The sequence below is a fragment of the Myxococcus dinghuensis genome (assembly GCF_024198235.1).
Classification (GTDB): domain Bacteria; phylum Myxococcota; class Myxococcia; order Myxococcales; family Myxococcaceae; genus Myxococcus; species Myxococcus dinghuensis.
Genome location: NZ_JAKCFB010000001.1, coordinates 223,141 through 245,151 on the forward strand (window position 1 = coordinate 223,141; position 22,011 = coordinate 245,151).

Below are 22,011 nucleotides of genomic sequence, written 5' to 3' on the forward strand. Positions count from 1 at the left end.
CCATGGGTCAATCGACCTGTGTCGGGGTGTTGGGATACCCGTGTCTGTAATTTGTCTGGAAATGCGGGGAGTGGCTTGAGATGTCGTTGATGTCTTGGCATAGCTGGAGCTGTCTCCTCGCGAGACATTTCCCCGGAGCCAGACATGACACTTGGACAAGGCGTACTTCCGCTCGCGGCGATGTTGGTCCTGGCGGGTTGTGAGGGCAGTCAGCTCGAGATGGAGTCTTCCGAGGGTTCGCACCTGGGCCAGCAGGAGGCCGCGGTGGGGGACCTGGATTTGAGCGTGGTGGACCTGGTGGCGTCCTGCGAGGCCACGGCGCTGACGGTGTCTGCGGCGGTCCGGAACGAGGCGCCCACGGGCGTGGCCGGCTCCACGGCCGCCGTCTATGCCTTCACCCCCGGGACGGGCAACACGCGGCTGGGCGCCATCAGCGTCCCGTTCCTGGTGGGCGGTGAGCGCTTCCCGTTCCAGCTCTCTTTCACCGTCCCCGAGGGGACCACGCGGGTCTTCGTCGTCGCGGACGACGACGGGCTCTACGCGGAGGACGACGAGGCCAACAACACCGCCTCGCTCGACTTCTCCATGCCGTGCGCCACCAACCAGCTCCCGGTGGCGCTGTGCCAGGACGTCACCGTCGCCGCCGACGCCTCCTGTCGCGGCGCCGCGTCCATCGACCGTGGCTCGTTCGATCCGGACGGCTTCCCCGGTCCGCTCCAGCGTTCGCAGCTACCGGCGGGGCCCTTCTCCCTGGGGACGACGCCCGTGCAGCTCGCCGTCTCGGACGGGGCGGCCACGAGCACGTGCTCCGCGTCGGTCCGGGTGGTGGACGTGACGGCGCCCGTGCCGGGGGCCAGCAAGAACCTCGTCCTCACGCCGTCGGTGGGCTCCGACTACGTGCTGGTCTCCCTGTCCGACTGCGCGATGCCGGCCACCGACAACTGCGGTGGGCAACTGGACCCGTCGCAGGCGGGGGCGATCGTGCGCGTGACCTCGGACGAGCCGAACGACGCGCTGTCCCTGCTGCGGCTGCTGGCCTGTGACGACATCAAGCTGTCGCCGGATGGTCGCTCGGCGCTGGTGCGCGCGGAGGCGGCGCTCCTGGGCAACGGCCGCTTCTACACCTTCACCTATGACGTGAAGGACGCCGCGGGGAACGCCGCCACGGGCACCTGCCAGGTCAAGGTGCCCGGCTTGCTGGGCGTCTCCGTGGACTCGGGGCCCGCGTACTGCCAGGGCACGGGCTGCCCCGAGGGCACCACGGGCCGCGGGCTGCTCTGCTCGCTGCTGTAGCCGCGTCGACACTTCGCCGGAGGTCGCCCGCCACGCGAGGCGGGCGGCCCCGGTGTCCCGGTCGTCCTCCAAGGAGCGCCGGCTAGGATGACCGCGCCCACGCCGCCCACCTCGCGTGACTCCTCCTGACGCGGCCCCTCCTCCTCGAGAGGTCCCATGTCCGCACCTCGTCCGCTCGCGTCGCTCCTCGCCGCCCTCGCCCTGTCGGCGGCGGCCTGCACGCATGGCGCCCATCTTCCGGACTCGATGCCCGCGTTCTACCGCGCGCCCATGCCCATCCCCGGGACGGAGCCGGGCCATGTCATCCGGCACGAGCCGCTCACGGGCTTCGCGGCGCTGGAGGACGCGGCGAGCAACGAGCGCGTCCTCTACCGCTCCAACGCGGTGGCGGGCGACAGGCCCATCGCGGTGTCCGGCATCATCGCCCTGCCGAAGGGGCGGCCTCCCTCGGGGGGCTGGCCCATCGTCAGTTGGGCGCACGGCACGGTGGGCGTCGCCGACGCGTGTTCGCCCTCCCGGGACGTGCTGGGCGCGGCGGCGCATGTCTTCAACCAGGCCCCCCACCGGCTGCTGAACCTGCTGCTGCGCAACGGCTACGCGGTGGCCATGACGGACTACGAGGGGTTGGGCACGGAGGGGCGTCACCCCTTCCTGCTCGGTGACTCGGAGGCGCGCGGGGTGCTCGACATCGTCCGGGCCGCGAGGAACCTCTACCCGGACGTGCTCTCCCCGAGGTTCGCCATCGTCGGCCACTCACAGGGCGGTCAGGCCGCGCTGTTCGCCGGGGCGCGGGCGGCGGAGCGGCTCGCCGGGTCGGGCCTGGAGGCCGTGGGCGTCATCGCCTATGCGCCGGCCTCGGACATCCTCGGGTTGTTCCGGCTGGCCATGGCCCAGTCGCAGCCCTTCGAGGGGGCGGCCTTCATCCCGCTGTACTTCACGGGCGCGGCGGAGGGAGACCCGGAGCACGTCCGGCTGGACGCGCTGCTGAAGGACGCGCGCGCCCGGGAGCTGTACTCCCAGGTGGACACGCGCTGCCGTGTCGAGCTGAGCCAGCCGGACTCCTGGGGTGGCATCGACGTGAAGGAGACGGTGCTCGCGGAGGGCGCGGACACGCACGCGCTGGAGGCGCAGCTCGCGACCATGCACCCGGGGACGCTGACCATCCCCATCCCCATCCGCCTGGTGCAGGGGCGCCTGGACACGCGGGTGGAGCCGCTGCAGACCCTGAGGGTCCATGCGCAGCTCACCCAACGGGGCGCGACCATCGACTACATCGGGTGTCCGTTCGCGGACCACTTCGGCGTGATGGGGGACGACCTGCCGGGGACGCTGGGCTGGCTGCGGCAGCGCTTCACCGGCCAGCCTCCGGACGGGAAATGGGAGGGCTCCTGCCAGACCCTCACCGCCGAGGAGCTGAAGTCCTCGGCGGCGGTGTCACCCACGCCTTAGGGCGGGGGCCCTCATGGCGTCACGGCGCCCAGCTCCTTCAGGACCTTGACCGCGTTCGTGTTCTTCGGGTCGAGCTCGAGCGACTTCTTGTAGCTGGCGGCGGCCTCGCTCTTCCGGCCCGCCTTGAGGTAGCCCTCGCCGAGGCTGTCATGGGCGTTGGCGTCCTGGGGGAAGAGCGCGACGTTGGCCTCGAACGCCTTCAGGGCGTCGGCGGTCTTCCCGCCGTTGAGCCGCGCGTAGCCGATTTCGTTCAGGAGGGACGGCGACAGCGTGTCACCTTCCTGCAGGGTGGGCTTCGACTGGAGCCAGGCGATGCCCGCGTCGATGCCCTTGCTGCGCACCAGCAGGTCGAACGTCTCGTCGAGGCGCCCGCCCTTGGGGGCGAAGTCCTTCCAGCCGTATTCGGTCGCCACGGCGTCGAGGATGCGGTCGAACAGGCGCGAGCCGTTGTCCGAGTTCGTCATCACCGCGACGCCGCTGCCCGTGGCCGGGTCGGCCAGGAGGATGCAGCGGAAGCCCTCGTTGCCGCCGCCGTGGGCGAAGCGTCCGCCACCCGGGAGCGCGAAGCCGAGCCCGAACTGGCCGGTGGGCTGGGGGCTGAGCATCTGCTTCACCATGGCCTGGGACAGCACGCGCCGGGACTTGCCCTGGTACGCCTTGGAGACCTCCATGGCGATGCGGGCCAGGTCGGACGGCGTGGTCCACAGGCCCGCCGCGGCCCGCTCCGGGTAGACGTGGAAGTCGCCCGTCACGCTGGCGCCCCCGTCGAGCGTGCCGGTGGCGGCCTGGGCGGCCAGCGCCGCCGGGAGGGGCTGCTCGAAGGTGCTGTGCTTCAGGCCCAGCGGCGCGATGATCGTCTCCTGCATGATGCGCGCGAAGGGCCGGTGCAACTGGTCCTCCAGCAACTGCTGGACCACGGTGTAGCCACCGCCGCTGTAGCGCATCTGGCTCCCGGGCAGGATGTCCACGCGCACGGGGCTGGAGTTGGCGGGCGGCGCGCCGTCCAGGACCTGCAGCAGCGTGGGCACCGGCTGGCCCGCGGCGTAGCCCCGGAAGCCATGCACCGTCAGGCCGGCGGAGTGGCTGAGGATGCGCCGCAGGGTGACCTTCTGCTCGCGGGTGAGGTCGTTCTCCGGCACCTTCCACGACACCAGCCGCGCGTTGACGTCCTCGTCGAGCGACCACTTGTTGGCCTCGGCGTGGTGCAGCGTGGCCAGGGCGGAGATGGGCTTGCTGATGGAGGCGGCCTGGAAGCGCGTGTCCGGCGTGACGGCGTCCTCCGTGCCGGCCCGCTTCACGCCGTAGCCCTTGGCCCAGACGAGCGAGCCCCGGTCGAACACGGCGATGCTCAACCCGGGGACGTCGTAGAGCGCCATCCAGCGCTGGAGCGACAGGGTCGTGGGGGCTTCTCCCGGCAGGGAGATGGGCTTGAGGCCCGCCTCCACGCGCGCCACCCGGGCGGCCTCGGAGGGCCGGGCCAACCACGCGGTGGCGGGCTTCGCGGGGGCCGCCACGGCGGGCAGGGACACGCAGAGTGTGCCCAGCACGACGGCGACGGTGGAGTGGGGCATCGAGGAGGGCATGAAATCGCTCCGGGAGAGGGGGGACACCTGTGCCGCGTGACTACCACTACGCGGCATCCCCCCGGGCGATTTCCGCCCACGAGCGAATCTCCTCGCCCGCGGGGCTACTCGTAACAACTGTTGGCGATCTCCCGCAGCTCGACCATGCCCCACTCGCAGGCGGGACAGGACAGGGCGATCTCCATGGCCTGCTCCCGCGTCTTGACGTCGAGCAGGAAGAAGCCCCCGATGATCTCCTTGGATTCGGTGAAGGGGCCGTCACTCACGTTTCGCTTGCCACCGCGTATCTCGATGCGCGCGGCGTGGTCGTCCGACTTCAGGGCCTCGCTGGCGATGAGGATGCCCTGGTCCTGGAGGCGCTTCTGGAAGCCCATCATCTGCTCGAAGGCGACCTTGCCCTGCTCGAGGCTCCGGCCCTGCCGCGCGCCGGGTGGCTCCATGATCATCAACATGAAAGACATCGCGCTCCCTCCTTTTTGGGGACGCCAGTGTAGAGCACACGCAAGCCGCGCCCGCGCGCGCTTCGCGTCGGATGCGCGCATGCGGACGATTGTCCGCCAGCCTCACGGTGTGATTCCCGCGCGAGCGGAGCCGCGTGCCGGCGCTGTCGCCTTCTCGACGGGTGTGGCGTCGCGTCGCACCGAGGGTGAGTCCGGACCACGTCGCGCGGCGGTTGACCGGCGCGGCACATCACGCGAGGTTGGCTCCCGATGAGCGCCGGCCCCGACCTGTTCTCCGCTTCCGTCGACCTGAACCGCTTCGCGCCGCTGGCGGAGCGGATGCGACCGCGCACGCCGGACGAGTTCATCGGCCAGGCCCACCTGCTGGGTCCCGGCGCGCCGCTGCGGCGGTTGATGGAGCGCAAGCAGCTCGTCTCGTCGCTGTTCTGGGGACCGCCCGGGGTGGGCAAGACGACGCTGGCGCGGATGCTGGCGTCGAGCGTGGACGCGGAGATGGTGGTCCTGTCCGCCGTGTCCGACGGCATCCCCCGCATCCGGGAGGTGGTGGCGGACGCGGAGCGCGCGCGCAACCAGTACTCGCGGCGCACGGTGCTCTTCGTCGACGAAATCCACCGCTGGGCGAAGAACGTCCAGGAGCAGGCCCTGCCCCACGTGGAGAGCGGCCTGTTCATCCTCCTGGGCGCCACGACGGAGAACGTCAGCTTCGAGGTGCGCCCCGCGCTCCTCAGCCGCTGCCGCGTGTTCCGGCTCGGGGACCTCACGCTCCAGGACATCCAGGGCGCGCTCTGCCGGGCGCTGGCGGACGTGAAGCGCGGGCTGGGTGCGCGCAAGCTCACCGTGGGGGACGCGGCGCTGGCCCTGCTGGCGCGGGGCGGGGCGGGCGACGTGCGCAAGGCGCTGGGGGCGCTGGAGATGGCGGCGGGCCTCACGCCGGACGGCGGGGAGATCTCCGTGGAGGTGGCGCGCGAGGCGGTGGGGGTGGGGCTGTCCCGGCACGACAAGGACGGCGACGAGCACTTCGACCTGCTCAGCGCGTTGCAGAAGTCCTGCCGCGGGTCCAACGCGCAGGGGGCCATCTTCTGGGCGGCGAAGCTGCTCCAGACCGGCGACGTGGTGTCGCTGTGGCGCAGGCTCAAGGTCATCGCCGTGGAGGACGTGGGCATGGCCATGCCGGAGGCCATCACCATCGTCCGCGCGTGCGAGGAGGGTTTCCACTCCACGGGCATGCCGGAGGGGCGGCTGTTCGTCGCGCACGCCGTCATCACCCTGGCCACCGCGCGCAAGAGCAACCGCGCCTACGCGGCGATGAACGCGGCGCTGGCGTCGCTGGAGGAGCACCCCAACCTGTCGCCTCCGCCACACCTGCGCAACGCCCCCACGGAGCTGCTCGAGGAGCTGGGCCACGGCAAGGGATATCAGCCCCCCTGGGACTTCAAGGACCACTACGCGCCGGGGCAGACGTACCTGCCCGCGCCCCTGGAGCGCGCCGTCTTCTACCGCCCGAGCAAGGAGGGCTACGAGGCGGAGGTCCACGAGCGCATGAGCCACTGGTGGCGCGAGGACAAGGCCTCGAAGGAGGAGTAGCGCGCGACACCCGGGGTGTCGGGGGCTGGTCGAACGTCCGTGTGGGTCCGCATGCTTCGTCGCGGAGGCCTTGCATCGGGGAATGAGGGTGCTCTAGTCGCCGCGTGACGGCCGGGGACCCACGACATCGAGCGATTGAGGCAGTCTGGAGGATCGAAGCCGCGCGCCTCATCGCGGGCTTGACGCGCATGGTGCGCGACGTGGGGCTCGCGGAGGAGCTCGCGCAGGACGCGCTCGTCGCCGCGATGGAGCGCTGGCCCCAGACGGGCATCCCCGACAACCCGGGCGCGTGGTTGATGGCCACGGCCAAGCGGCGCGCCATCGACGAGCTGCGCCGGGGCAAGCGCGTCGAGCGCAAGCACGAGGAGCTGGGGCACGAGCTGGAGGCGGAGCAGGAGCGGGCCACGCCGGACCTCGACGCGGCGCTGGACGAGGACGTGGGGGATGACCTGCTGCGCCTCATCTTCATCGCCTGCCACCCGGTGCTCTCCACGGAGGCGCGCGTCGCGCTCACCCTGCGGCTGTTGGGCGGCCTGACGACGGAGGAGATCGCCCGCGCGTTCCTGGTGCCGTCACCCACGGTGGCCCAGCGCATCGTCCGCGCCAAGCGCACGCTCGCCGAGGAGCGCGTGCCGTTCGAGATGCCCCGGGGCGAGGCGCTCGCCGCGCGGTTGTCCTCCGTGCTGGAGGTCATCTACCTCATCTTCAACGAGGGCTACTCCGCCACGGCGGGGGACGACTGGATGCGCCCGGAGCTGTGCGCGGACGCGCTGCGCCTGGGGCGCATCCTCGCGGGGCTGGCGCCCATGGAGCCGGAGGTCCACGGCCTGGTGGCCCTGATGGAGATCCAGGCCTCGCGGGCGCGGGCGCGCGTGGGGCCCTCGGGCGAGCCGGTGCTGCTGCTCGACCAGAACCGCGCGCTGTGGGACCAGTTGCTCATCCGCCGAGGCCTGGCGGCGCTGGAGCGCGCGGAGTCCCTCCACGGCGGACAGCCCGGGCCGTACGTGCTCCAGGCCTCGCTGGCCGCGTGCCATGCCCGGGCCCGCCGCGCGGAGGACACGGACTGGGCGCGCATCGCCGAACTCTACGCGGAGCTGGCGCGGCGCATGCCGTCTCCCGTGGTGGAACTCAACCGCGCCGTCGCGCTCTCCATGGCCTCCGGGCCCGCAGCGGGGCTCGCCGTGGTGGACACGCTCGTCAAGGAGCCGTCGCTCGCCAGCTACCACCTGCTGCCGAGCGTGCGCGGCGACCTGTTGCGCAAGCTCGGCCGGCTCGACGAGGCCCGCGTGGAGTTCGAGCGCGCCGCGTCGCTCACCCGCAACGCCCGCGAGCGCGAGCTCCTGCTCGAACGTGCCGCGTCTTGTGCGCGCGGCAAGGCGTGAGCCGCCACGCGGCGCTGCCTCCCAGAACCCCGGGCGCGCCGCCTGACGCGGAGCGTAGCCCCTGGTCTCGGATGCACACCCTCCTCGTAGACTCCTGATACACCTGTATTTCTAGGCGTCCTTGATTCGACGGCAAGCCGGGAAGTACTGTTGCCAGGTCGATTGGCGTGGGACGCGTGACGGATTGTTCGCCTCGGGTGTTCGCGGCAGTCGATGTGTCTGTGTTTGTCAACTGAAGCTAACCAGGAGGAAGTCATGAGCGAAATCGTTCAGGGTGCCGAGCTGGTGGAGCAGTGGCGCAACATGGCCGACGACAACAACCCCGCGGGCCCGCTGTTCGTCGGCGGCGAGTTCGCGGAGTCCGACATCATCTGTGAGACGACCACGGGTTCCGGCAAGTGCGGCACGGCTTGCTCGGGTTCGCGTACCCTGATGTGTTGCTGACACGTGATGGCGTCTAATCCAGACGCCAGCACCTTCAACAAGTCTCTGGGGTGCCTGTTCCTCCCTGTCGCGGAGGAGCTGGCATCCTGGTTGACAGGGATTGCTGGCCTCGCCACGGGCGAGCGAGATGTGATTGTCGCGGCGACGCGCGACGCCCTGGAAGAGGTGCTCTCCAGGAAGCTGGGCCGGATGCTCCTCCTGGAGCTCAACGCCGCGCGGGTGACGGGACGGCTGAAGGGCGAGGACGCGGAGGGCCGCTGGGCCCAGTTCGTGGCGCTCTCCTCCCAGCGCGCCTTCTGGGACGAGCAGGCCGCGAACTATCCGACGATGCTGCCCCGGGTGGAGCGCATCGTGCGCAACCGGTGCGACGCGGCGCACCGCTTCGCCCAGCGCTGGGTGGAGGACCGCCCGCGGTTGGACTCCCTGTGGGGTGGGAGCGTGGGCGCGCTGACGGAGGTCTCCTTCGGCGCGGGCGACAGTCACCTGGGTGGCCAGACGGTGGTGCTCGTGCGGTGCGAGGGTGGGCGGCTGGTCTACAAGCCCCGGTCGGTGGCCGTGGACGCGGCGCTGCGCCAGTTCCTGCTGGAGCTGTCACCCCACCACGAAGGGGGGCTGTCCATCCGGGTTCCCCGGGTGTTGGAGCGCGAGACGCATGGCTGGGCGGAGTTCATCCCGCATCGCTATTCGGACGGGGAGGCGGAGCTCCGAGGCTTCTACCGAGGCGTGGGCCACTGGCTGGCGGTGATGCGGTTGGTGAGTGGCAGCGACCTGCACGCGGAGAACGTCATCGCCGCGGGGGACGCGCCCGTGGTGGTGGACTGCGAGACCCTGTTCACGCCGAAGGTGAAGGCCTTCCCCTCCGGGTTGGGCGAGGCGATGGACCGCGCCATCGAGCAGGTGAACGGCTCCGTCTTGATGACGGGCATGCTCCCTGGCCGGGGCATGGGGTTGGGGTGGCGCGGCGTGGACAACTCGTCGGTGGGGATGCTGCCGGGCCAGCAGCCCCGGTATCAGATGCCGGGCATCGTCAACGAGGGGACGGACCGCGCGCGCGTGGGGCTGACGCCGGTGGAGATGCGCCCATCGCAGAACCACCCCAGCCAGAAGCCGGCGCTGGACCAGTACTGGCCCCAGGTGCTCGAGGGCTTCGATGCCCTGACGGCGACGCTGCGGCGGCTCGACGCCGAGGGCGCGCTGGCGAACCTGCTGGCTCCCTTCAAGCGCTGCCGCATCCGCGTCGTGCTCCGCGCCACGGAGGTGTACGCGGAGCTGGCCCGCATGCTGTGGCACCCGGTGTCGCTGCACAAGGACGGCCCCGCGCGGGCGCGTGCCAACGACCTGCTGACGAAGATGGCGGGCAACGTGTCGAGCGCGCCTTCCGCTCCGGACGTCATCGCGGGCGAGGTGGAGGAGCTGCTCGAGGGAGACATCCCCTGCTTCACCGCCCTGGCGAGCGAGGGCCGGTTGGAGGGGCCCCGGGGCACGCGCTGGCTGCCGCCGACGGATCTGGTGGACGCGGCGTTGAAGCACTGGCGCGAGGGGGACTTCGTGCTCGAGCGCAACGTCATCCAGTCCACCCTGGTCAGCGCGTACATCAACGATGGCTGGATGCCGGAAGAGCTGTCGCTGCGGCCCCGGCGCGTGCGCGAGGACTCGCTCGACACGCGCCGCCGCAAGCTCGCGGCGGACATCATGCGCCGGCTGGTCGCCACGGCGATCCACGGCGGCGACGGAACGGTCACGTGGATCGCCCCCATCCTTGGACAGACGGGCTGGGCGGTCCAGCCGTTGGAGCCCGACTTGTACGGCGGCTCCTCCGGGGTCGCCGTGCTCGTGGGCGCCTACTTGCGGGAGGTCGCGCGGGGCAGGGCCGACGGCGTCGAGGGCGCGGAAGCGCTCCTGAAGGCGTCCCTGCGCACGCTGGACCTGGGCGAGGAGCGGCGCGCGGCGATGCTCGAGGGGCTCAAGGGCGTGCGCGTCCGGCCTCCCACCGCGGGTGGCTACATCGGCCTGGGGTCGCAGATCTGGGCGCGGCTGCTGCTGGCCGACTGGGCGCTGGACGGTGGGGAGGGCTTGTCGCGCGCGGAGGCGCTCGCCGAGGGCATCCCCGCCGCCGCGGAGAAGGACGAACTCGACGACGTCCTGTCCGGCAAGGCGGGGGCCATCGTCCCGCTCCTCTCGCTCATGCGCAGGACCGGGAACACGCGCTACCTCGACATGGCCCGGGCGCTCGGGGACGCGCTGTGCCAGCGGGCACGGCGCGACGGGGACACCGCCTGCTGGCCCAACGCGGACCAGTGGCCGGAGGGGGTGGGCGGCTATGTCCATGGCGTCACCGGCATCGGCTGGGTGCTGACCCTGCTGGCCCGCGCCACCGGGGAGGGCCGCTACGCGGAGACGGCCCGCGCCGCGTTCGCCTTCGAGGAGAACCTCTACGACGAGCAGGCGCGGGGCTGGCGCGACCTGCGCGGGCTCGAGGGGGCGCCGACGGCGGCGGCGTGGTGCCATGGCGCGGTGGGGATCGGCCTGGCCCACCTGGACCTGGACCCCACGCTGTCCCAACCGCACACGCGGGTGATGCTGCGCCGGGCGGCGGGGGCCACGTATCGCCAGGGGCTCGGATGGAACCACTGCGCCTGCCATGGTGACACGGGGGCCTGGGAGCTGCTGGAGCGGGCCATCGCCCTGGGCGAGGGCCCCGAGGGCGTGTCGCGGGAGCAGCTCCTCGCGTCCATCCTCACGAGCATCGAGGACCACGGGCCGTCCTGCGGCCTCGCGCGCAACGCCTTCGTCCCGGGCCTGCTGCCGGGGCTGGGCGGCGTGGTGTACCAACTGCTGCGCGCGCACCCCGAACACGCGCTCCCCTCCATCCTCGTCCTGGGGGGAGGCGCGGCGTCCTGAGCACCGAGACCCCTCCACTCGAGATCGAGCGGCCGTACTGGCACCTGGAAGCGAAGGAGGGGGACGGCGCGGGCCTGGGGGCGTTGGTCCGGCGCGTGGTGGGCGCCCTCCGCCCGGCGGTCGCCGTCCTGCGCCGGGCGGCGCCCCGGGCCGCGCTCGGCGTCCTCGTCTCGCCGCTCCTGGCGGGCGTGGCGACGGCGGCCGGGCTGCTGCTGACGACGGAGGTCCTGGGCATCCTGCTCGGTGACGCGCCGCTCGCCGAGCGGCCCCGCGCGGCGCTGACGCCGCTGCTCCTGCTCCTGGGGGTGCAGGTCGCGCGGCTGGGGATGGAGGCGGCGACGACGGCGCTGACCGCGTACCTGACGCCGCGCGTCCACCAGGTGGCGGAGGAGGCGCTGTTCCGGGTCGGCCTCCAGGTGGACCTGGTCGCGTTCGACGACCCGGCCTTCTACGACCGGCTCATGCGGGCGAGGGACCGGGGCATCATGCACCTGGATGGCGTCACGGCGCTGCTCGCGGAGGCGCTCGGCGCGGTGTTCGCGGTGGGCGGCGCGACGCTGGCGCTGCTGTGGCTGCACCCGCTGCTCGTGGCGCTGTTGGTCGTGGCGCTGCTGCCGGAGGCGTGGGCCGCCTTCCAATCCGCCCGGTATCAGTATGCCGGCATGCCGACGAGCATCACCCTGGCCCGGCAGGTCCAGATGCTGGAGGCGCTGGCCACCTACCGGGAGCCCGCGCCGGAGCTTCGCGCCAACCAGGCGCAGGACTACGTGTTGTCCGAGTACCGCCGCGTCTCCCTGGCGCTCCAGGAGCACCTGGTGCGGGTGGGGATGGCCAGCGCGCGGGTGACGGTGGTGGGGCGGGTGTTGTCGGGCGTGGGGCTCGTCGCCGTCTTCGCGGCGCTGGGGTGGATGCTGCACGCAGGGGGCCTGGGGCTCGCGGTGGCGGGGACCGCCGTCATCGCCATCCGCGGCGCGGCGGCGGCGATCGCCCGGCTGATGCAACTGGTCCACCAGCTCGTGGAGAAGGGCCTCTACATCAGCGACTACCAGGAGTTCATCGACCTCGCCTCGCCGCGCCCGCTCGCCGAGGGGCTGGTCGACGCGCCGGCGGTGCCCGGCCGCATCGCGCTCGAGGACGTGAGCTTCTCCTACCCCGGCGCGGACGGACGTCAGGCGCTGCGCGACATCTCGTTCTCCATCGAGGCGGGGCAGAGCATCGCGCTGGTGGGCGAGAACGGCTCCGGCAAGAGCACGCTGGCGAGGCTCATCGGCGGGCTCTACCGCCCCAGCGCGGGGCGCATCCACTGGGACGGCGTGGACGTGACGCGGATGGTGCCGGAGTCGGTGTCGGACCGCGTGGTGATGGTGCTCCAGGACCCCATCCGCTGGCCCCGGACGGCGCGGGAGAACGTGCGGCTGGGGCGCCACCAGCGGGAGGACCCGGACTCGCGCGCGTTGCTGTCGGCCGCGGAGCTGTCCCGCGCGGACGAGGTCGTCCAGACGCTGCCCAGGGGCTGGGAGACCCTGCTGTCGCGGGAGTTCCAGGGCGGCCAGGACCTGTCGGGTGGACAGTGGCAGCGGCTGGCCGTGGCGCGGGGGCTGTATCGCGACGCGCCCGTCGTCATCCTCGACGAGCCCACGGCGCCGTTGGACGCGAAGGCGGAACATGCCGTGTACGAGTCGCTGCGGCTGCTGGCGCGCAACCGCACCGTGATTCTCATCACCCACCGGCTGGCGAGCGTCCGCAACGCCGACCGCATCCTGTTCCTGGAGCGCGGGGCCCTGGTCGAGCAGGGCACCCACGAGGAGCTGATGCGGATGAATGGACGCTACGCGGGCCTCTATCGTCTGCAGACCCGACTCCATGGACTCGATGACGAAGCGCAGTGAGGCCGGGGTGTCCGCCCGGGACGTCGACTGGGCCCCGCTGAAGCGCGCCCTGGAGGGGGAGGTCATCGTCTCCGGCGACGCGCGCATGGTGCTCGCCAAGAAGCAGTTCGCCGCCGGACGGCCCCTGCCCATCCCTCACGCCCTCCTCCGTTGCCGGAGCACCGCGGACGTGCGGCGCGCGCTCGCGTTCCTCGTCGAGCGGGGGCTGCCGTTCGCCGTGCGCAGCGGCGGACACTGCTTCGCGGACCTGTCGTCGAGCGACTCCGCGGTGGTGGACCTGTCCGACCTGCGCCACGTGGCGCCCCGGGGCGAGCGCGTCTTCGTGGGGCCGGGGGCCCACGCCTCCCGGGTCAGCAAGGCGCTCTCCGCGGTGGGGCGCGCCATCCCCACCGGAGGGTGTCCGCTCGTCGCGATCGGCGGCATCAGCCTGGTGGGGGGCTTCGGCTACCTGGGGCGCAAGCACGGGCTCGTCGCGGACCAGGTGGAGCGGCTGGAGATGGTGGGCGCGGATGGCGCGGTGGTCCACGCGAGCCGCGAGGAGGCCGCGGACCTCTTCTGGGCGCTGCGGGGCGCGGGGGCCGGCAACTTCGGCGTCGTCACGGAGCTGACCTTGCGGACCGTCCCGCTGGCGTCGATCACCATCTGCCACGGCGAGTGGCCGTTGCGCGAGGCGGCCGCGCTGCTGGAGCTGTGGCAGGAGTTCGCGCCGGAGGCGGACCCCGACATCAACCTGGAGGTGGGGCTGGGGATGGCGGACGACGACGAGACGCCGCCGTTCGTGAAGCTCTTCGGTGTCCTGCTGGGGGAGGAGGCGCGCGCGAAGGCGTCGCTGGCGCTGCTGGAGCGACACCTGGGGGCGCTCGCCCCGGGCGTGCGGACCTGGCGGCTGCCACCGCTCTTGGCGGCGGAGTACCTGGTGGGGATGCTCAACCACGTCGCGGAGCCCGCGTGGCTGCCCAGCTTCCCGTACGCGGACACGGGCTTCCAGTTCACCCGCTCGGACTTCTTCGAGAAGCGCTTGACGCGCGAGGCCCTCCGCGACTGTGTCGAGCGGCTGGGGGAGGACCGCCGCTACGCGGAGGCCCGCGAGGTGGAGTTCATCCCCTGGGGCGGCGCCTACGCGCACGACGACGGCAGCGCCTGCTTCCAGCACCGGGGCGCGCGGCTGTTGATTCGCCACACGGGCATGGTGGGGACGCGCTCGACGGACGCGCTGCGCGCCCACGTCCGGCAATGGGTGGAGGCGTCTCGGGCGGCCGTGCAGCCGCTCGCCAACGGCCGCGTCTACCAGGGGTATGCCGACACGGGGCTGGGGGATTGGGCCGGGGCCTACTACGGCGACCGCTACGCGCGGCTCCAGGCGGTGAAGCGCAAGTACGACCCCACGGGCGTCTTCCAGCACGCGCAGTCCATCCGTCCCGGCTGACCGGGGCCGGGGAGGGCGCGCGCACCCCGTCCGGTGTCCTACGCTCCACGCATGTGCCGGAACATCAAGCCGCTGTTCAACTTCTCGCCGCCCGCCACGGATGACGACATCCGCGCCGCCGCCCTGCAGTTCGTCCGGAAGATCGCCGGGACGCGCAAGCCGTCGAAGCAGAACACCGACGCGTTCGAGGTCGCCGTGGAGGAGATCTTCCTGAGCTCGAAACGGATGCTGGATGGGCTGGTGGCCTCGACGCCGCCCAGGGACCGGGCGCGGTTCGAGGAGCTCAAGCGCCTGAAGTATCGAAAGGCCGACGCCCGCTGAGGACGCCGCCTCCCCGTCGTCGGGAGCCGCGGGGGCACGCGCGGGGCGTGCCCCCGGGGGGCTTCAGGGCGCGCCCGCGGAGGCGTGCAGCGACGCCTCGGGGGCGACGGACTTCTGCGGCGTCAGCGCGGTGCGCTGCAGCCAGCCGGCGAGGCCCAGGAGGACCAGGCCGGAGGTGCGCAGCGAGCGCATCAGCTCCGCGGCCTGGGCGGAGTCCCCGGGCAGCAGCGGCGCCAGCCACACGCGCGCGTCGTAGAGCAGCCACGTGGCGCCGGACAGGCCCATGGCCCACCACACCCACGCCAGCCGGCCCCCGCGCAGCATGTACGCGACGCGGAGGATGGGGGCGACCAGGAAGATGGTCGTCATGTCCGCGAGCGTGGAGACGAAGCCGATGACCGTCGAGGGCAGCGACGCGGCGCCGGACGCGAGGTTGCGCACCTCGGTGACGAGCGAGGGCACGCCCACCGCGAGCGCCGCCACCGCCGTCACGGCCCACAGCGCCGTGGTGCGCGGCGTGGACTCCGGCTGGAGGCCGGACTGCTTGTAGGTCAGCGCCAGCAGGATGAGCGCATAGGTGGTGCAGACGTTGGCCAGCACCACGGCGACCATGCGGTAGGGCAGCAGGGGCGACGACGTGAAGGGGACGTCCGGCACCGTGTGCAGCCAGTAGCTGCGCAGCGCCGCGCTCACCAGGGAGAGGGCCGCGCCCGCCGCGAGCCCGCCCCAGACCTTGCGCAGGTAGTCCCCGGAGCCGAAGGCGCTCGCCGCGGCGAAGGTGCCGAGGACGGCCAGCAGGCCGCTGCCCCAGCCCGCGACGTCATGGACCAGGGGCAGCCGCTCCGGCGCGCTGGTGGCGACCGCGACCAGGTGGGCCAGCTGGAGCGCCACGACGGCGCCGAACCACGGCGCGACGGACGCGGAACGACCCGTGCTCTCCGCGCTCATCGCACCTTCTCCAGCGAGGTGGCGATCTCCGCGAGGATGACCTTGGCGTGCAGCGCGCCAATGAACGTGTTGAGCATCGGTTTGAGGCCTTCGAGCAACTGGGGGAGGTCTTGCGCGGTGACTTGCTCGGGCGGGCGCTTGAGGGCGCGCAGCGCCGCCGTGTGGATGGCCATCTTGGCGGTGAAGCCGCCGAGCAACGGTTCGAGGTGGCGCACGAGGATGTCGTGCCAGCCAGGGGGGGCGGTCTGGGAGGACGAGGTCAGAATCGTGAACGCTCCAGGTGGAGCCCCTTACGCTAGAGCGAATCCCCAAGACATACGAGTACCGGCGACGACCGCCCCGAAGATTGGGGGCTGGTTGTGCCGGTATTGCCGAGCTGGCATGTCTATGGACAGACGACTGGTGCGAGGGGCGGGGACGCGCGGTGCTCCGCCCCCGGGCAGGCGGGCGGGCGGCTCAGGGGGCCGGGGGGCTGGCGGCGAGGCCGAAGTCTGCGCCGCGCTCCCGGAGGGAGCAGTCCGCGGGGGGCGGGGTGGAGGGATTGCGCAGGAAGGCGAGGACCATCCCACCGCCGCAGCGGTTGAAGCTGGCGCCGTGGCTCTTGCCGCGCATCTCCACGTAGGAGGCGTTGGGCAGCGTCTCCAGCACCTGGCGCCCCCAGTCCGGCGGGGTGTCCGGGTCGAACTCGCCGGCGAAGACGAGGGCGGGCACGTCGCTCTTCACGGGCGCGTTCATGGCGGCGGGGGCGGGCGCGACGTTCCAGGCGCGGCAGGTCTCCAGGGCGGCGGTGCCCCCGTCGAGGCCTCCCAGGCCCCGGGCCGGCGAGCGCTGGGCGGCGATGCGCGCCGGGTCCTCGAAGGGCGTCTCCTCCGAGCACCACACCGACAGGCGCAGGCCCCAGGTGAAGGGGGAGGGCCCCAGGTTGGCCTCCACCAGCGGGCGCAGCTCCGAGTAGTCGCCCGCGGCGGCCTTGGCGATGACGCGGGGCAGGTGCGGAATCCGTCGCGGGTCGTGGAGCGCGCCGTAGAGGGCGTCCACCACCTGCGCGCCGCGCACCTCCACCGGGGCGCCCCCGGAGGTGGCGTCCTTCAGCCCCAACGGCAACGGCTTGCGGTCCGCGGCGGCGACGAGCCGGGCGAAGCGCCCGGGCAGGTCGGGGTAGGCCTTGCCGCACTCGGCGTCGATGGCGCACCCGTCGAAGACGGCGTTGAGCGCGCGCCACACGTTGTGGCTGGCGACCTCGTCGTAGCCCACCTCCGGCGGCATCACCGAATCGAGCACGACGCTGCGCACCCCCTCCGGATGCCGGCGCACCAGGGTCAGCATCAGCCGCGTGCTGTAGGAGAGGCCGGAGAGGTTCAACTGGGAGATGCCCAGCACCCGGCGCAGGTCGTCGATGTCGTCCGCCGTGGCCTCCGTGGTGTAGCCGTCCAGGTCGACGCCCGCGGCGGTGAGCGTCTGGCGGCAGCGCTCGGCGGCGCGCGTCATCGCCTGGAGGGCCTTGTCCCCGCGGATGCGTCCGGCGGCCACGTCCGCCTTGTGGGCGTTGATTTCGGGGCACTCCAGCGCCGGCTGGGCGTGTCGCCCCCCGCGCGGCTCGATGACGATGAAGTCCCGCTCGTCCAGCACCGGGTTGCCGCGGCCCGTGCGCACGCCGTCGACCGCGCTCACCCCGGGGCCGCCCGGCATGAAGAGCACGGGGTCCGGCGCGGGCGTCTGGGAGCGGCTGCGCAGGCGCCTCACGGGCAGACGAATCTCACGGCTGTCTGGCTTGGAGCGGTTCTCCGGAACGACCAGCATTCCGCACTCGATGCGCTCCGGGGGCTCCACGGGGAAGGGGCACTCGGAGGGCTCGAAGCGGGGCAGCGCCGCGGTGGGGGCGGGCGGCGCGAGCGCGAGGAGCGTCCAGGTGGCGAGCGTGACGAGGGACGGGGTCATGGAGTCGTTAGACACGAGGCTCCGAGTCGCGTCCAATACCGAAAAAGACCGCTGTGATAACGAAGTGGAATCAACGCCGATGGATGCCCGCCGCCTGTCCTGTTTCATCGCCGTCGCGGAGACGCTGCACTTTCGCAAGGCGGCCGAGCGGCTGCGGCTCGCGCAGCCCGCGCTCAGCCAGCACATCCGCCGCCTGGAGGAGGAGCTGGGCTGTCAGTTGCTGCGCCGCGACCGCCGCCGGGTGGAGCTGACGCCGGCGGGCCGGACGTTGTTGGAGTCGGGCCGGCGCGCGCTGGTGCACCTGGAGCACGCGGCGGAGGCCACGCGGCGCGCCGCGGCGGGGCAGGTGGAGCCCCTGCGCATCGGCTTCCTGAGCCCGGCGTCGTTCGCGCTCGTGCCCCAGGTGTTGCGCCGGTTGCGCGCCGAGCACCCTCGGGTCCACCTGGTGCTGCGCGAGGCGGACAGCGCCACGCTGCTGGACGAGGTGCGCCTGGGCGGGTTGGACGTGGCCTTCGTTCGGGGACCCGTCACGGCGCCGGGCGTCCTGCTGGAGACGCTGAGCCGCGAGCCGCTCGTCCTGGTGCTGCCCTCGGACCACCGGCTCGCGCGGCGCACGCGGGTGCCGTTGTCGGAGCTGGCGCAGATGGAGTTCGTGGGCTTCCCCCGGGACTCCGCGCCGTCGCTGCACGACGCCATCACCGGCATGTGCCTGGAGGCGGGCTTCACGCCCACGTTCGCCACGGAGGCGGGGGACTGGTACACCATCGTCAGCCTGGTGGCGGCGGGGATGGGCTGCGCCATCCTGCCGGAGTCGGTGTGTACCTTCTCGCGCGAGGGCGCCGTCTACCGCTCCTTCGTCAACGCGTCCCGCCACGTGGAGCTGGTCATGGGCCGGGGACCGACGCCCCCGGGGCCCACGCTCCAGGCGTGCCTGGACATCGTCTCCGGCCTGACGGGGGTGCCCCTCTCGACGGGCACGGAGCGCGGGCGACTCTCCTCCGTCCAGCCGCCCGGCCCGCGCGCGCTCACGCCTTGATGTAGCGCTCGAAGACGGCGCCGAAGTCCTTCACCCAGTACTTCTGCTGGGCGCCGGCGAGCCACGCGAAGGCGGCCTGGTTGAGGTCCTTGAACGACTCGACGATGGGGGCGGCGCCGGCCTGTCCACGGCCGAGCGTGGTGGAGGCGACCTCCAGGCTCGTCTTGGCGTGCGCGAGGGAGAGTTCGTTCTCGTGCATCATCTCCGCGATGCGGAACAGCGCCTTGTAGAGGTCCTTCACCTGCTCCAACTGCTTCTTGTGGACGTCGATGGAGAAGTCCCGCGCGCCCAGCCGGAACTTGACCTCCACGTCCATGTCGATGGTGCCGGCCGTCTCCAGCAGGACGTTGGAGACGGGGTTCGTGCAGTACGGAAAGCGGCGCAGCATGCGCTTCTTGCTGGCGGCGCTGGTGCCGTCCAGGTGGATGAGCGCCTTGTTCGTGAAGCAGTACTCGTCCGACTTGGACTTGATGAGGAAGTAGATCTTCTCCTGGTCCTCGTGCATCACGTAGTCGTCGGCGTCGACCTTGTCGTAGTCGGCGGGGGCGATGACCGTGCCGATGTCACTGAGGCCGAGCGCGTCGGCGGCGAGCTTCCCGAACATGTGGTGTCTCCCGGTTCCGATGGGGCGGGCGGGCCCGTGTGCCGGCCCACCCGCGAGTCAGGTCCGGGGCCCTAAGCGGCCCGCGCGGGCACCGAAAGGCCCGGGAGGACGAGGCCCGGGTGACGCGCTGCGTCCGCGCCTGGGAGACCGGAGATTCGGCGAGCGCATCACCGGACCTCCCGTCACGTCAGGGGGGGCGTCGAGGCGCGGAGGGTCAGGGCAGGGGTGGGATCTTCAGCACGCCGTTGCATTGACTGGGGCTGGAGGGGGCGTTCGTGCCGCCCCAGGGCGCGCCGGTGTTGACGCTGACGCTGGTGCCGGGGGGAGGCGGGCAGCCGTAGGCGGAGGACCGGCTGACGGTGATGTTGGCGTTGGGGGGCAGGTTGTAGACGATGTCCGTCCCGCCATCCACGCAGATGGTTCGCGTCTGCGTGCCGCCGGTCGGGATGGCGATCTCCAGGTCCAGGCAGATGGGCAGCGTCGTGCCGGACGGGAGCGAGGCCGTGTCCACCTCGATGCGCAGGCACGCGGGGTTGACCTTCTCGATGTCCGCGTTGACGAAGCCGATCTCGTTGGTGGGGCCCGTGTAGCGCTGACCGGAGAGGCGCGCGCAATCGTCCGCGCTGCAACTGCCCCGGTCGGATTGCTGGCATCCCCCGGGGGTGGTCGTCTTGGTGGCCGTGGTCGGCTGCTGGAGCCACTGGTTGGTGCCCACCGGCATGGACCACAGCGCGATGCCGCTGGGGGCGGCGCCGGCCATGTCCTTGGTGATGGGGATGAACACCTGGGCGGTGGCGCCGGGGCGCAGGCTCAGGAGCGCGCCTCGGGCGTCGCGGACCTCCGTGTAGATGGCGCCCCGCGTCTCCAGGAACACCGGGCGGCCGGAGGTGTTGAAGGCCCCGTCGGCCCCGGGCATCGCGAGCAGGCCGGTGTCGATGTGGCGGACGCCCACCGTGAAGGGCCGCACCACCTGGCCCGTGGCGCTGGTCAGCGCCTCGAGGTTGACCGTGATGCCCGCGCCGCTGCGCGGGTCGGTGACCGCCGCGGTGCCGCCCGTGAAGGTCTGCTGGTACAGCGTTTGGAGCACGAACGCCGCGCCCAGCACGTCCCGCGTGACGGCGCCCACGTGCGGCATGTAGCCCGGCGCGAGGATGGTCAGCGGAGCGCCCATCGTGGTGCTCGAGCTCACGCTGAAGGAGCCGTCCGCGGCGGTCGTCGTCCGCACGCCGTTGAAGTCGACCTGGGCGCCGGCCAGGACCCCGCCGGTCGGCGTCCGGACCACGCCACAGATGGTGATGGCCCCCGTGACACGGGTACAGGTGGCGAGTGTCTGGGATTGAGGCGCTTCGGAGGCCTCCGGCTCCACGTCCGCGACTCCACAGGCCGCGCCCACCACCATGGCGCCCACCAGCGCGCCGTACCACGACAGCCACTGTCTGCTCACGAATCGAGACGACATCACGGGACCCCCAGGTTGTCATAGCGAGAACGACTCCGAGTGGAGTCGCAATCACTCATTGTATGTTGTGCTTTGGGGCGGATATCAGTGGGACGGAGGGTTTCGTCGCTGACGACAAATTGCGTCCAGGGCCGATTCGTCGGGGACGACCCGAGTGGGCGGTGACCTCTCGGCCCCGTGCGTCAGCATGGATTCGAGGTCGGCGTGGACCCCGCTCGCCTCGTGTCTGTCTTTTCCGTGGGCGCCGTCACGGGGGCGGAGGGGCGGGGTGTCTGGGTTGGTCCAGCAGCCAGTCGATGAACGCCCGCGCGGCGGGGCGGGGTCGGCGGTGGGCGGGATACACCACGTAGTAGCCGGTGCGGCCCGGCAGCGCGGGGCCGGGGAGGCGGACGAGGCTGCCCTGGGCGAAGTAGGGCGCGGTGAGCTGCTCCCTCGCCAGCGCCACGCCCAGCCCCAGCACGGCGGCCATGAGGGCGCTGGTGGTGTCGCTGAACGTGTGGCGCACGTCGAGGTGGAGGCCATGCAGCCCCGCGGCGCGGAACCAGTCCTGCCAGCCCTGGCGGGCCAGGTCCTCGACCAGCGGCAGCCGCGCGATGTCGGCCGGCGCCCGCACCGCGTCGAGCCCCACCATCCGGGGAGAGGCGACGGGGAACAGGGTCTCGTCCATGAGGTGGTGGGCCGTCAGCCCTGGCCAGGGGCCCTGTCCGAGGCGGATGCCCAGGTCCGGACCGCTCTCGTCGAAGCGGGTCAGGGCCTGCTCGCTGTCGATGCGCAGCCGCACGTGGGGGTGGGCCGCGGTGAAGGAGGGGAGCCTGGGCAGCAGCCAGGTGTACGCCAGCGAGTGCAGGGTGGTGACGCGCACCAGGTTGCGCTCCGTCTGCACGTCCCCCAGCGCGCGCAGGACGTCGCCCACGTCCGCCAGGGCCTTGCCCGCGGTGTCCGCCAGTTGGCGGCCCTCGTGCGTCAGCGCCACGCCGCGCGCGTGCCGCGTGAACAGGGCCGTGCCGAGCAGGCTCTCCAGCTTGCGGACATGGTGGCTGACCGCGCTGGCCGTCAGGCGCAGCTCCTCCGCGGCGCGCGCGAAGTTCTGGTGCCGGGCGGCGGACTCGAACGCGGCCAGGGCGGGCAGCCAGTCGGAGGGGATGGGCATGGGAGCCACGAATCCTACTTGTGGCTGGCCAGAATACGATGCGCTTGTGAGGAAAATGGGGGGGCCGCAGATTACGCGCAGCCCTTCGTGGGATTGAAGGCTCGCGCTCCTCGCGGGCCCCTCCCCACGGGGCGAGAGACTCC

At 72.1% G+C, this 22,011-nt stretch carries 18 protein-coding genes; 10 read left to right on the forward strand and 8 right to left on the reverse strand.

Annotated elements, in window-relative coordinates:
• Nucleotides 1-144: 144 nt before the first annotated feature.
• Nucleotides 145-1,293 carry a hypothetical protein gene (locus tag LZ198_RS00700; protein ID WP_253969872.1) on the forward strand — a complete coding sequence of 383 codons (1,149 nt, stop codon included), beginning with the start codon at nt 145-147 and terminating at the stop codon, nt 1,291-1,293.
• A gap of 156 nt (nt 1,294-1,449) precedes the next feature.
• Nucleotides 1,450-2,742 (forward strand): lipase family protein, encoded by a 1,293-nt coding sequence (locus tag LZ198_RS00705; RefSeq protein ID WP_253969873.1) that lies wholly within the window; start codon nt 1,450-1,452, stop codon nt 2,740-2,742.
• An 11-nt stretch (nt 2,743-2,753) separates the two neighbouring features.
• Here the strand turns inward: LZ198_RS00705 and LZ198_RS00710 are convergent, their stop codons facing one another.
• Nucleotides 2,754-4,325 (reverse strand): serine hydrolase, encoded by a 1,572-nt coding sequence (locus tag LZ198_RS00710; protein WP_253969874.1) that lies wholly within the window; start codon nt 4,323-4,325, stop codon nt 2,754-2,756.
• Between the two features lie 104 nt (nt 4,326-4,429).
• Nucleotides 4,430-4,786, reverse strand: a complete 357-nt coding sequence (locus LZ198_RS00715; RefSeq protein WP_253969875.1) for a YciI family protein — start codon at nt 4,784-4,786, stop codon at nt 4,430-4,432.
• Between the two features lie 249 nt (nt 4,787-5,035).
• Here LZ198_RS00715 and LZ198_RS00720 point away from each other — a divergent pair, with 249 nt between their 5' ends.
• From LZ198_RS00720 to LZ198_RS00750, 7 genes are all read left to right on the forward strand, one after another.
• Complete coding sequence (locus tag LZ198_RS00720; protein WP_253969876.1) at nt 5,036-6,370, forward strand: replication-associated recombination protein A; 1,335 nt, start codon at nt 5,036-5,038, stop codon at nt 6,368-6,370.
• A gap of 104 nt (nt 6,371-6,474) precedes the next feature.
• Nucleotides 6,475-7,752 carry an RNA polymerase sigma factor gene (locus LZ198_RS00725; protein WP_407667367.1) on the forward strand — a complete coding sequence of 426 codons (1,278 nt, stop codon included), beginning with the start codon at nt 6,475-6,477 and terminating at the stop codon, nt 7,750-7,752.
• A gap of 255 nt (nt 7,753-8,007) precedes the next feature.
• On the forward strand, nt 8,008-8,196 hold the full coding sequence (locus tag LZ198_RS00730; protein ID WP_253969878.1) for a DUF6229 family protein: 189 nt from the start codon (nt 8,008-8,010) through the stop codon (nt 8,194-8,196).
• A gap of 129 nt (nt 8,197-8,325) precedes the next feature.
• Nucleotides 8,326-11,097, forward strand: a complete 2,772-nt coding sequence (locus LZ198_RS00735; protein WP_253969879.1) for a type 2 lanthipeptide synthetase LanM family protein — start codon at nt 8,326-8,328, stop codon at nt 11,095-11,097.
• 95 nt (nt 11,098-11,192) lie between these two features.
• On the forward strand, nt 11,193-12,986 hold the full coding sequence (locus tag LZ198_RS00740; RefSeq protein WP_253969880.1) for an ATP-binding cassette domain-containing protein: 1,794 nt from the start codon (nt 11,193-11,195) through the stop codon (nt 12,984-12,986).
• Entirely contained in the window at nt 12,970-14,412 is a 1,443-nt protein-coding gene (locus LZ198_RS00745; protein WP_253969881.1) for an FAD-binding oxidoreductase, read from the forward strand. The genes LZ198_RS00740 and LZ198_RS00745 overlap by 17 nt, the downstream gene beginning before the upstream one ends.
• A gap of 51 nt (nt 14,413-14,463) precedes the next feature.
• Nucleotides 14,464-14,733, forward strand: coding sequence for a DUF2277 domain-containing protein (locus LZ198_RS00750; protein ID WP_253969882.1), 270 nt, complete (start codon nt 14,464-14,466; stop codon nt 14,731-14,733).
• A gap of 63 nt (nt 14,734-14,796) precedes the next feature.
• On the opposite strand, the gene LZ198_RS00755 is transcribed toward LZ198_RS00750, so the two are convergent.
• The 3 genes from LZ198_RS00755 to LZ198_RS00765 form a co-directional block, all read right to left on the reverse strand.
• Nucleotides 14,797-15,681: a hypothetical protein gene (locus tag LZ198_RS00755; protein WP_253969883.1), complete on the reverse strand. Its 885-nt coding sequence runs from the start codon at nt 15,679-15,681 to the stop codon at nt 14,797-14,799.
• Entirely contained in the window at nt 15,678-15,896 is a 219-nt protein-coding gene (locus LZ198_RS00760; RefSeq protein WP_253969884.1) for a hypothetical protein, read from the reverse strand. Before LZ198_RS00760 ends, LZ198_RS00755 begins: the two co-directional genes overlap by 4 nt.
• A 241-nt stretch (nt 15,897-16,137) precedes the next feature.
• Nucleotides 16,138-17,619 carry an alpha/beta fold hydrolase gene (locus tag LZ198_RS00765; protein WP_253969885.1) on the reverse strand — a complete coding sequence of 494 codons (1,482 nt, stop codon included), beginning with the start codon at nt 17,617-17,619 and terminating at the stop codon, nt 16,138-16,140.
• Nucleotides 17,620-17,698: 79 nt separating this feature from the next.
• On the opposite strand from LZ198_RS00765, the gene LZ198_RS00770 reads away from it, so the two are divergent.
• Entirely contained in the window at nt 17,699-18,655 is a 957-nt protein-coding gene (locus LZ198_RS00770; protein WP_253969886.1) for a LysR family transcriptional regulator, read from the forward strand.
• Here LZ198_RS00770 and LZ198_RS00775 read toward each other — a convergent pair.
• The 3 genes from LZ198_RS00775 to LZ198_RS00785 form a co-directional block, all read right to left on the reverse strand.
• Complete coding sequence (locus tag LZ198_RS00775; RefSeq protein ID WP_253969887.1) at nt 18,645-19,259, reverse strand: PH domain-containing protein; 615 nt, start codon at nt 19,257-19,259, stop codon at nt 18,645-18,647. The genes LZ198_RS00770 and LZ198_RS00775 overlap by 11 nt on opposite strands.
• A 214-nt stretch (nt 19,260-19,473) precedes the next feature.
• On the reverse strand, nt 19,474-20,718 hold the full coding sequence (locus LZ198_RS00780) for a carboxypeptidase regulatory-like domain-containing protein (protein WP_253969888.1): 1,245 nt from the start codon (nt 20,716-20,718) through the stop codon (nt 19,474-19,476).
• A 247-nt stretch (nt 20,719-20,965) separates the two neighbouring features.
• A complete protein-coding gene (locus LZ198_RS00785) occupies nt 20,966-21,868 on the reverse strand; it encodes a LysR substrate-binding domain-containing protein (protein ID WP_253969889.1) in 903 nt (300 codons plus the stop codon).
• Between the last annotated feature and the right edge of the window lie 143 nt (nt 21,869-22,011).

Coding starts and splice junctions, on each gene's coding strand:
- LZ198_RS00770 (WP_253969886.1), top strand. CDS start 17,699: ATGGATGCCCGCCGCCTGTCCTGTTTCATCGCCGTCGCGGAGACGCTG.
- LZ198_RS00775 (WP_253969887.1), bottom strand. CDS start 19,259: ATGTTCGGGAAGCTCGCCGCCGACGCGCTCGGCCTCAGTGACATCGGC.
- LZ198_RS00785 (WP_253969889.1), bottom strand. CDS start 21,868: ATGCCCATCCCCTCCGACTGGCTGCCCGCCCTGGCCGCGTTCGAGTCC.
- LZ198_RS00710 (WP_253969874.1), bottom strand. CDS start 4,325: ATGCCCTCCTCGATGCCCCACTCCACCGTCGCCGTCGTGCTGGGCACA.
- LZ198_RS00705 (WP_253969873.1), top strand. CDS start 1,450: ATGTCCGCACCTCGTCCGCTCGCGTCGCTCCTCGCCGCCCTCGCCCTG.
- LZ198_RS00780 (WP_253969888.1), bottom strand. CDS start 20,718: ATGTCGTCTCGATTCGTGAGCAGACAGTGGCTGTCGTGGTACGGCGCG.
- LZ198_RS00715 (WP_253969875.1), bottom strand. CDS start 4,786: ATGTCTTTCATGTTGATGATCATGGAGCCACCCGGCGCGCGGCAGGGC.
- LZ198_RS00765 (WP_253969885.1), bottom strand. CDS start 17,619: ATGACCCCGTCCCTCGTCACGCTCGCCACCTGGACGCTCCTCGCGCTC.
- LZ198_RS00720 (WP_253969876.1), top strand. CDS start 5,036: ATGAGCGCCGGCCCCGACCTGTTCTCCGCTTCCGTCGACCTGAACCGC.
- LZ198_RS00700 (WP_253969872.1), top strand. CDS start 145: ATGACACTTGGACAAGGCGTACTTCCGCTCGCGGCGATGTTGGTCCTG.
- LZ198_RS00745 (WP_253969881.1), top strand. CDS start 12,970: ATGACGAAGCGCAGTGAGGCCGGGGTGTCCGCCCGGGACGTCGACTGG.
- LZ198_RS00750 (WP_253969882.1), top strand. CDS start 14,464: ATGTGCCGGAACATCAAGCCGCTGTTCAACTTCTCGCCGCCCGCCACG.
- LZ198_RS00730 (WP_253969878.1), top strand. CDS start 8,008: ATGAGCGAAATCGTTCAGGGTGCCGAGCTGGTGGAGCAGTGGCGCAAC.
- LZ198_RS00755 (WP_253969883.1), bottom strand. CDS start 15,681: ATGAGCGCGGAGAGCACGGGTCGTTCCGCGTCCGTCGCGCCGTGGTTC.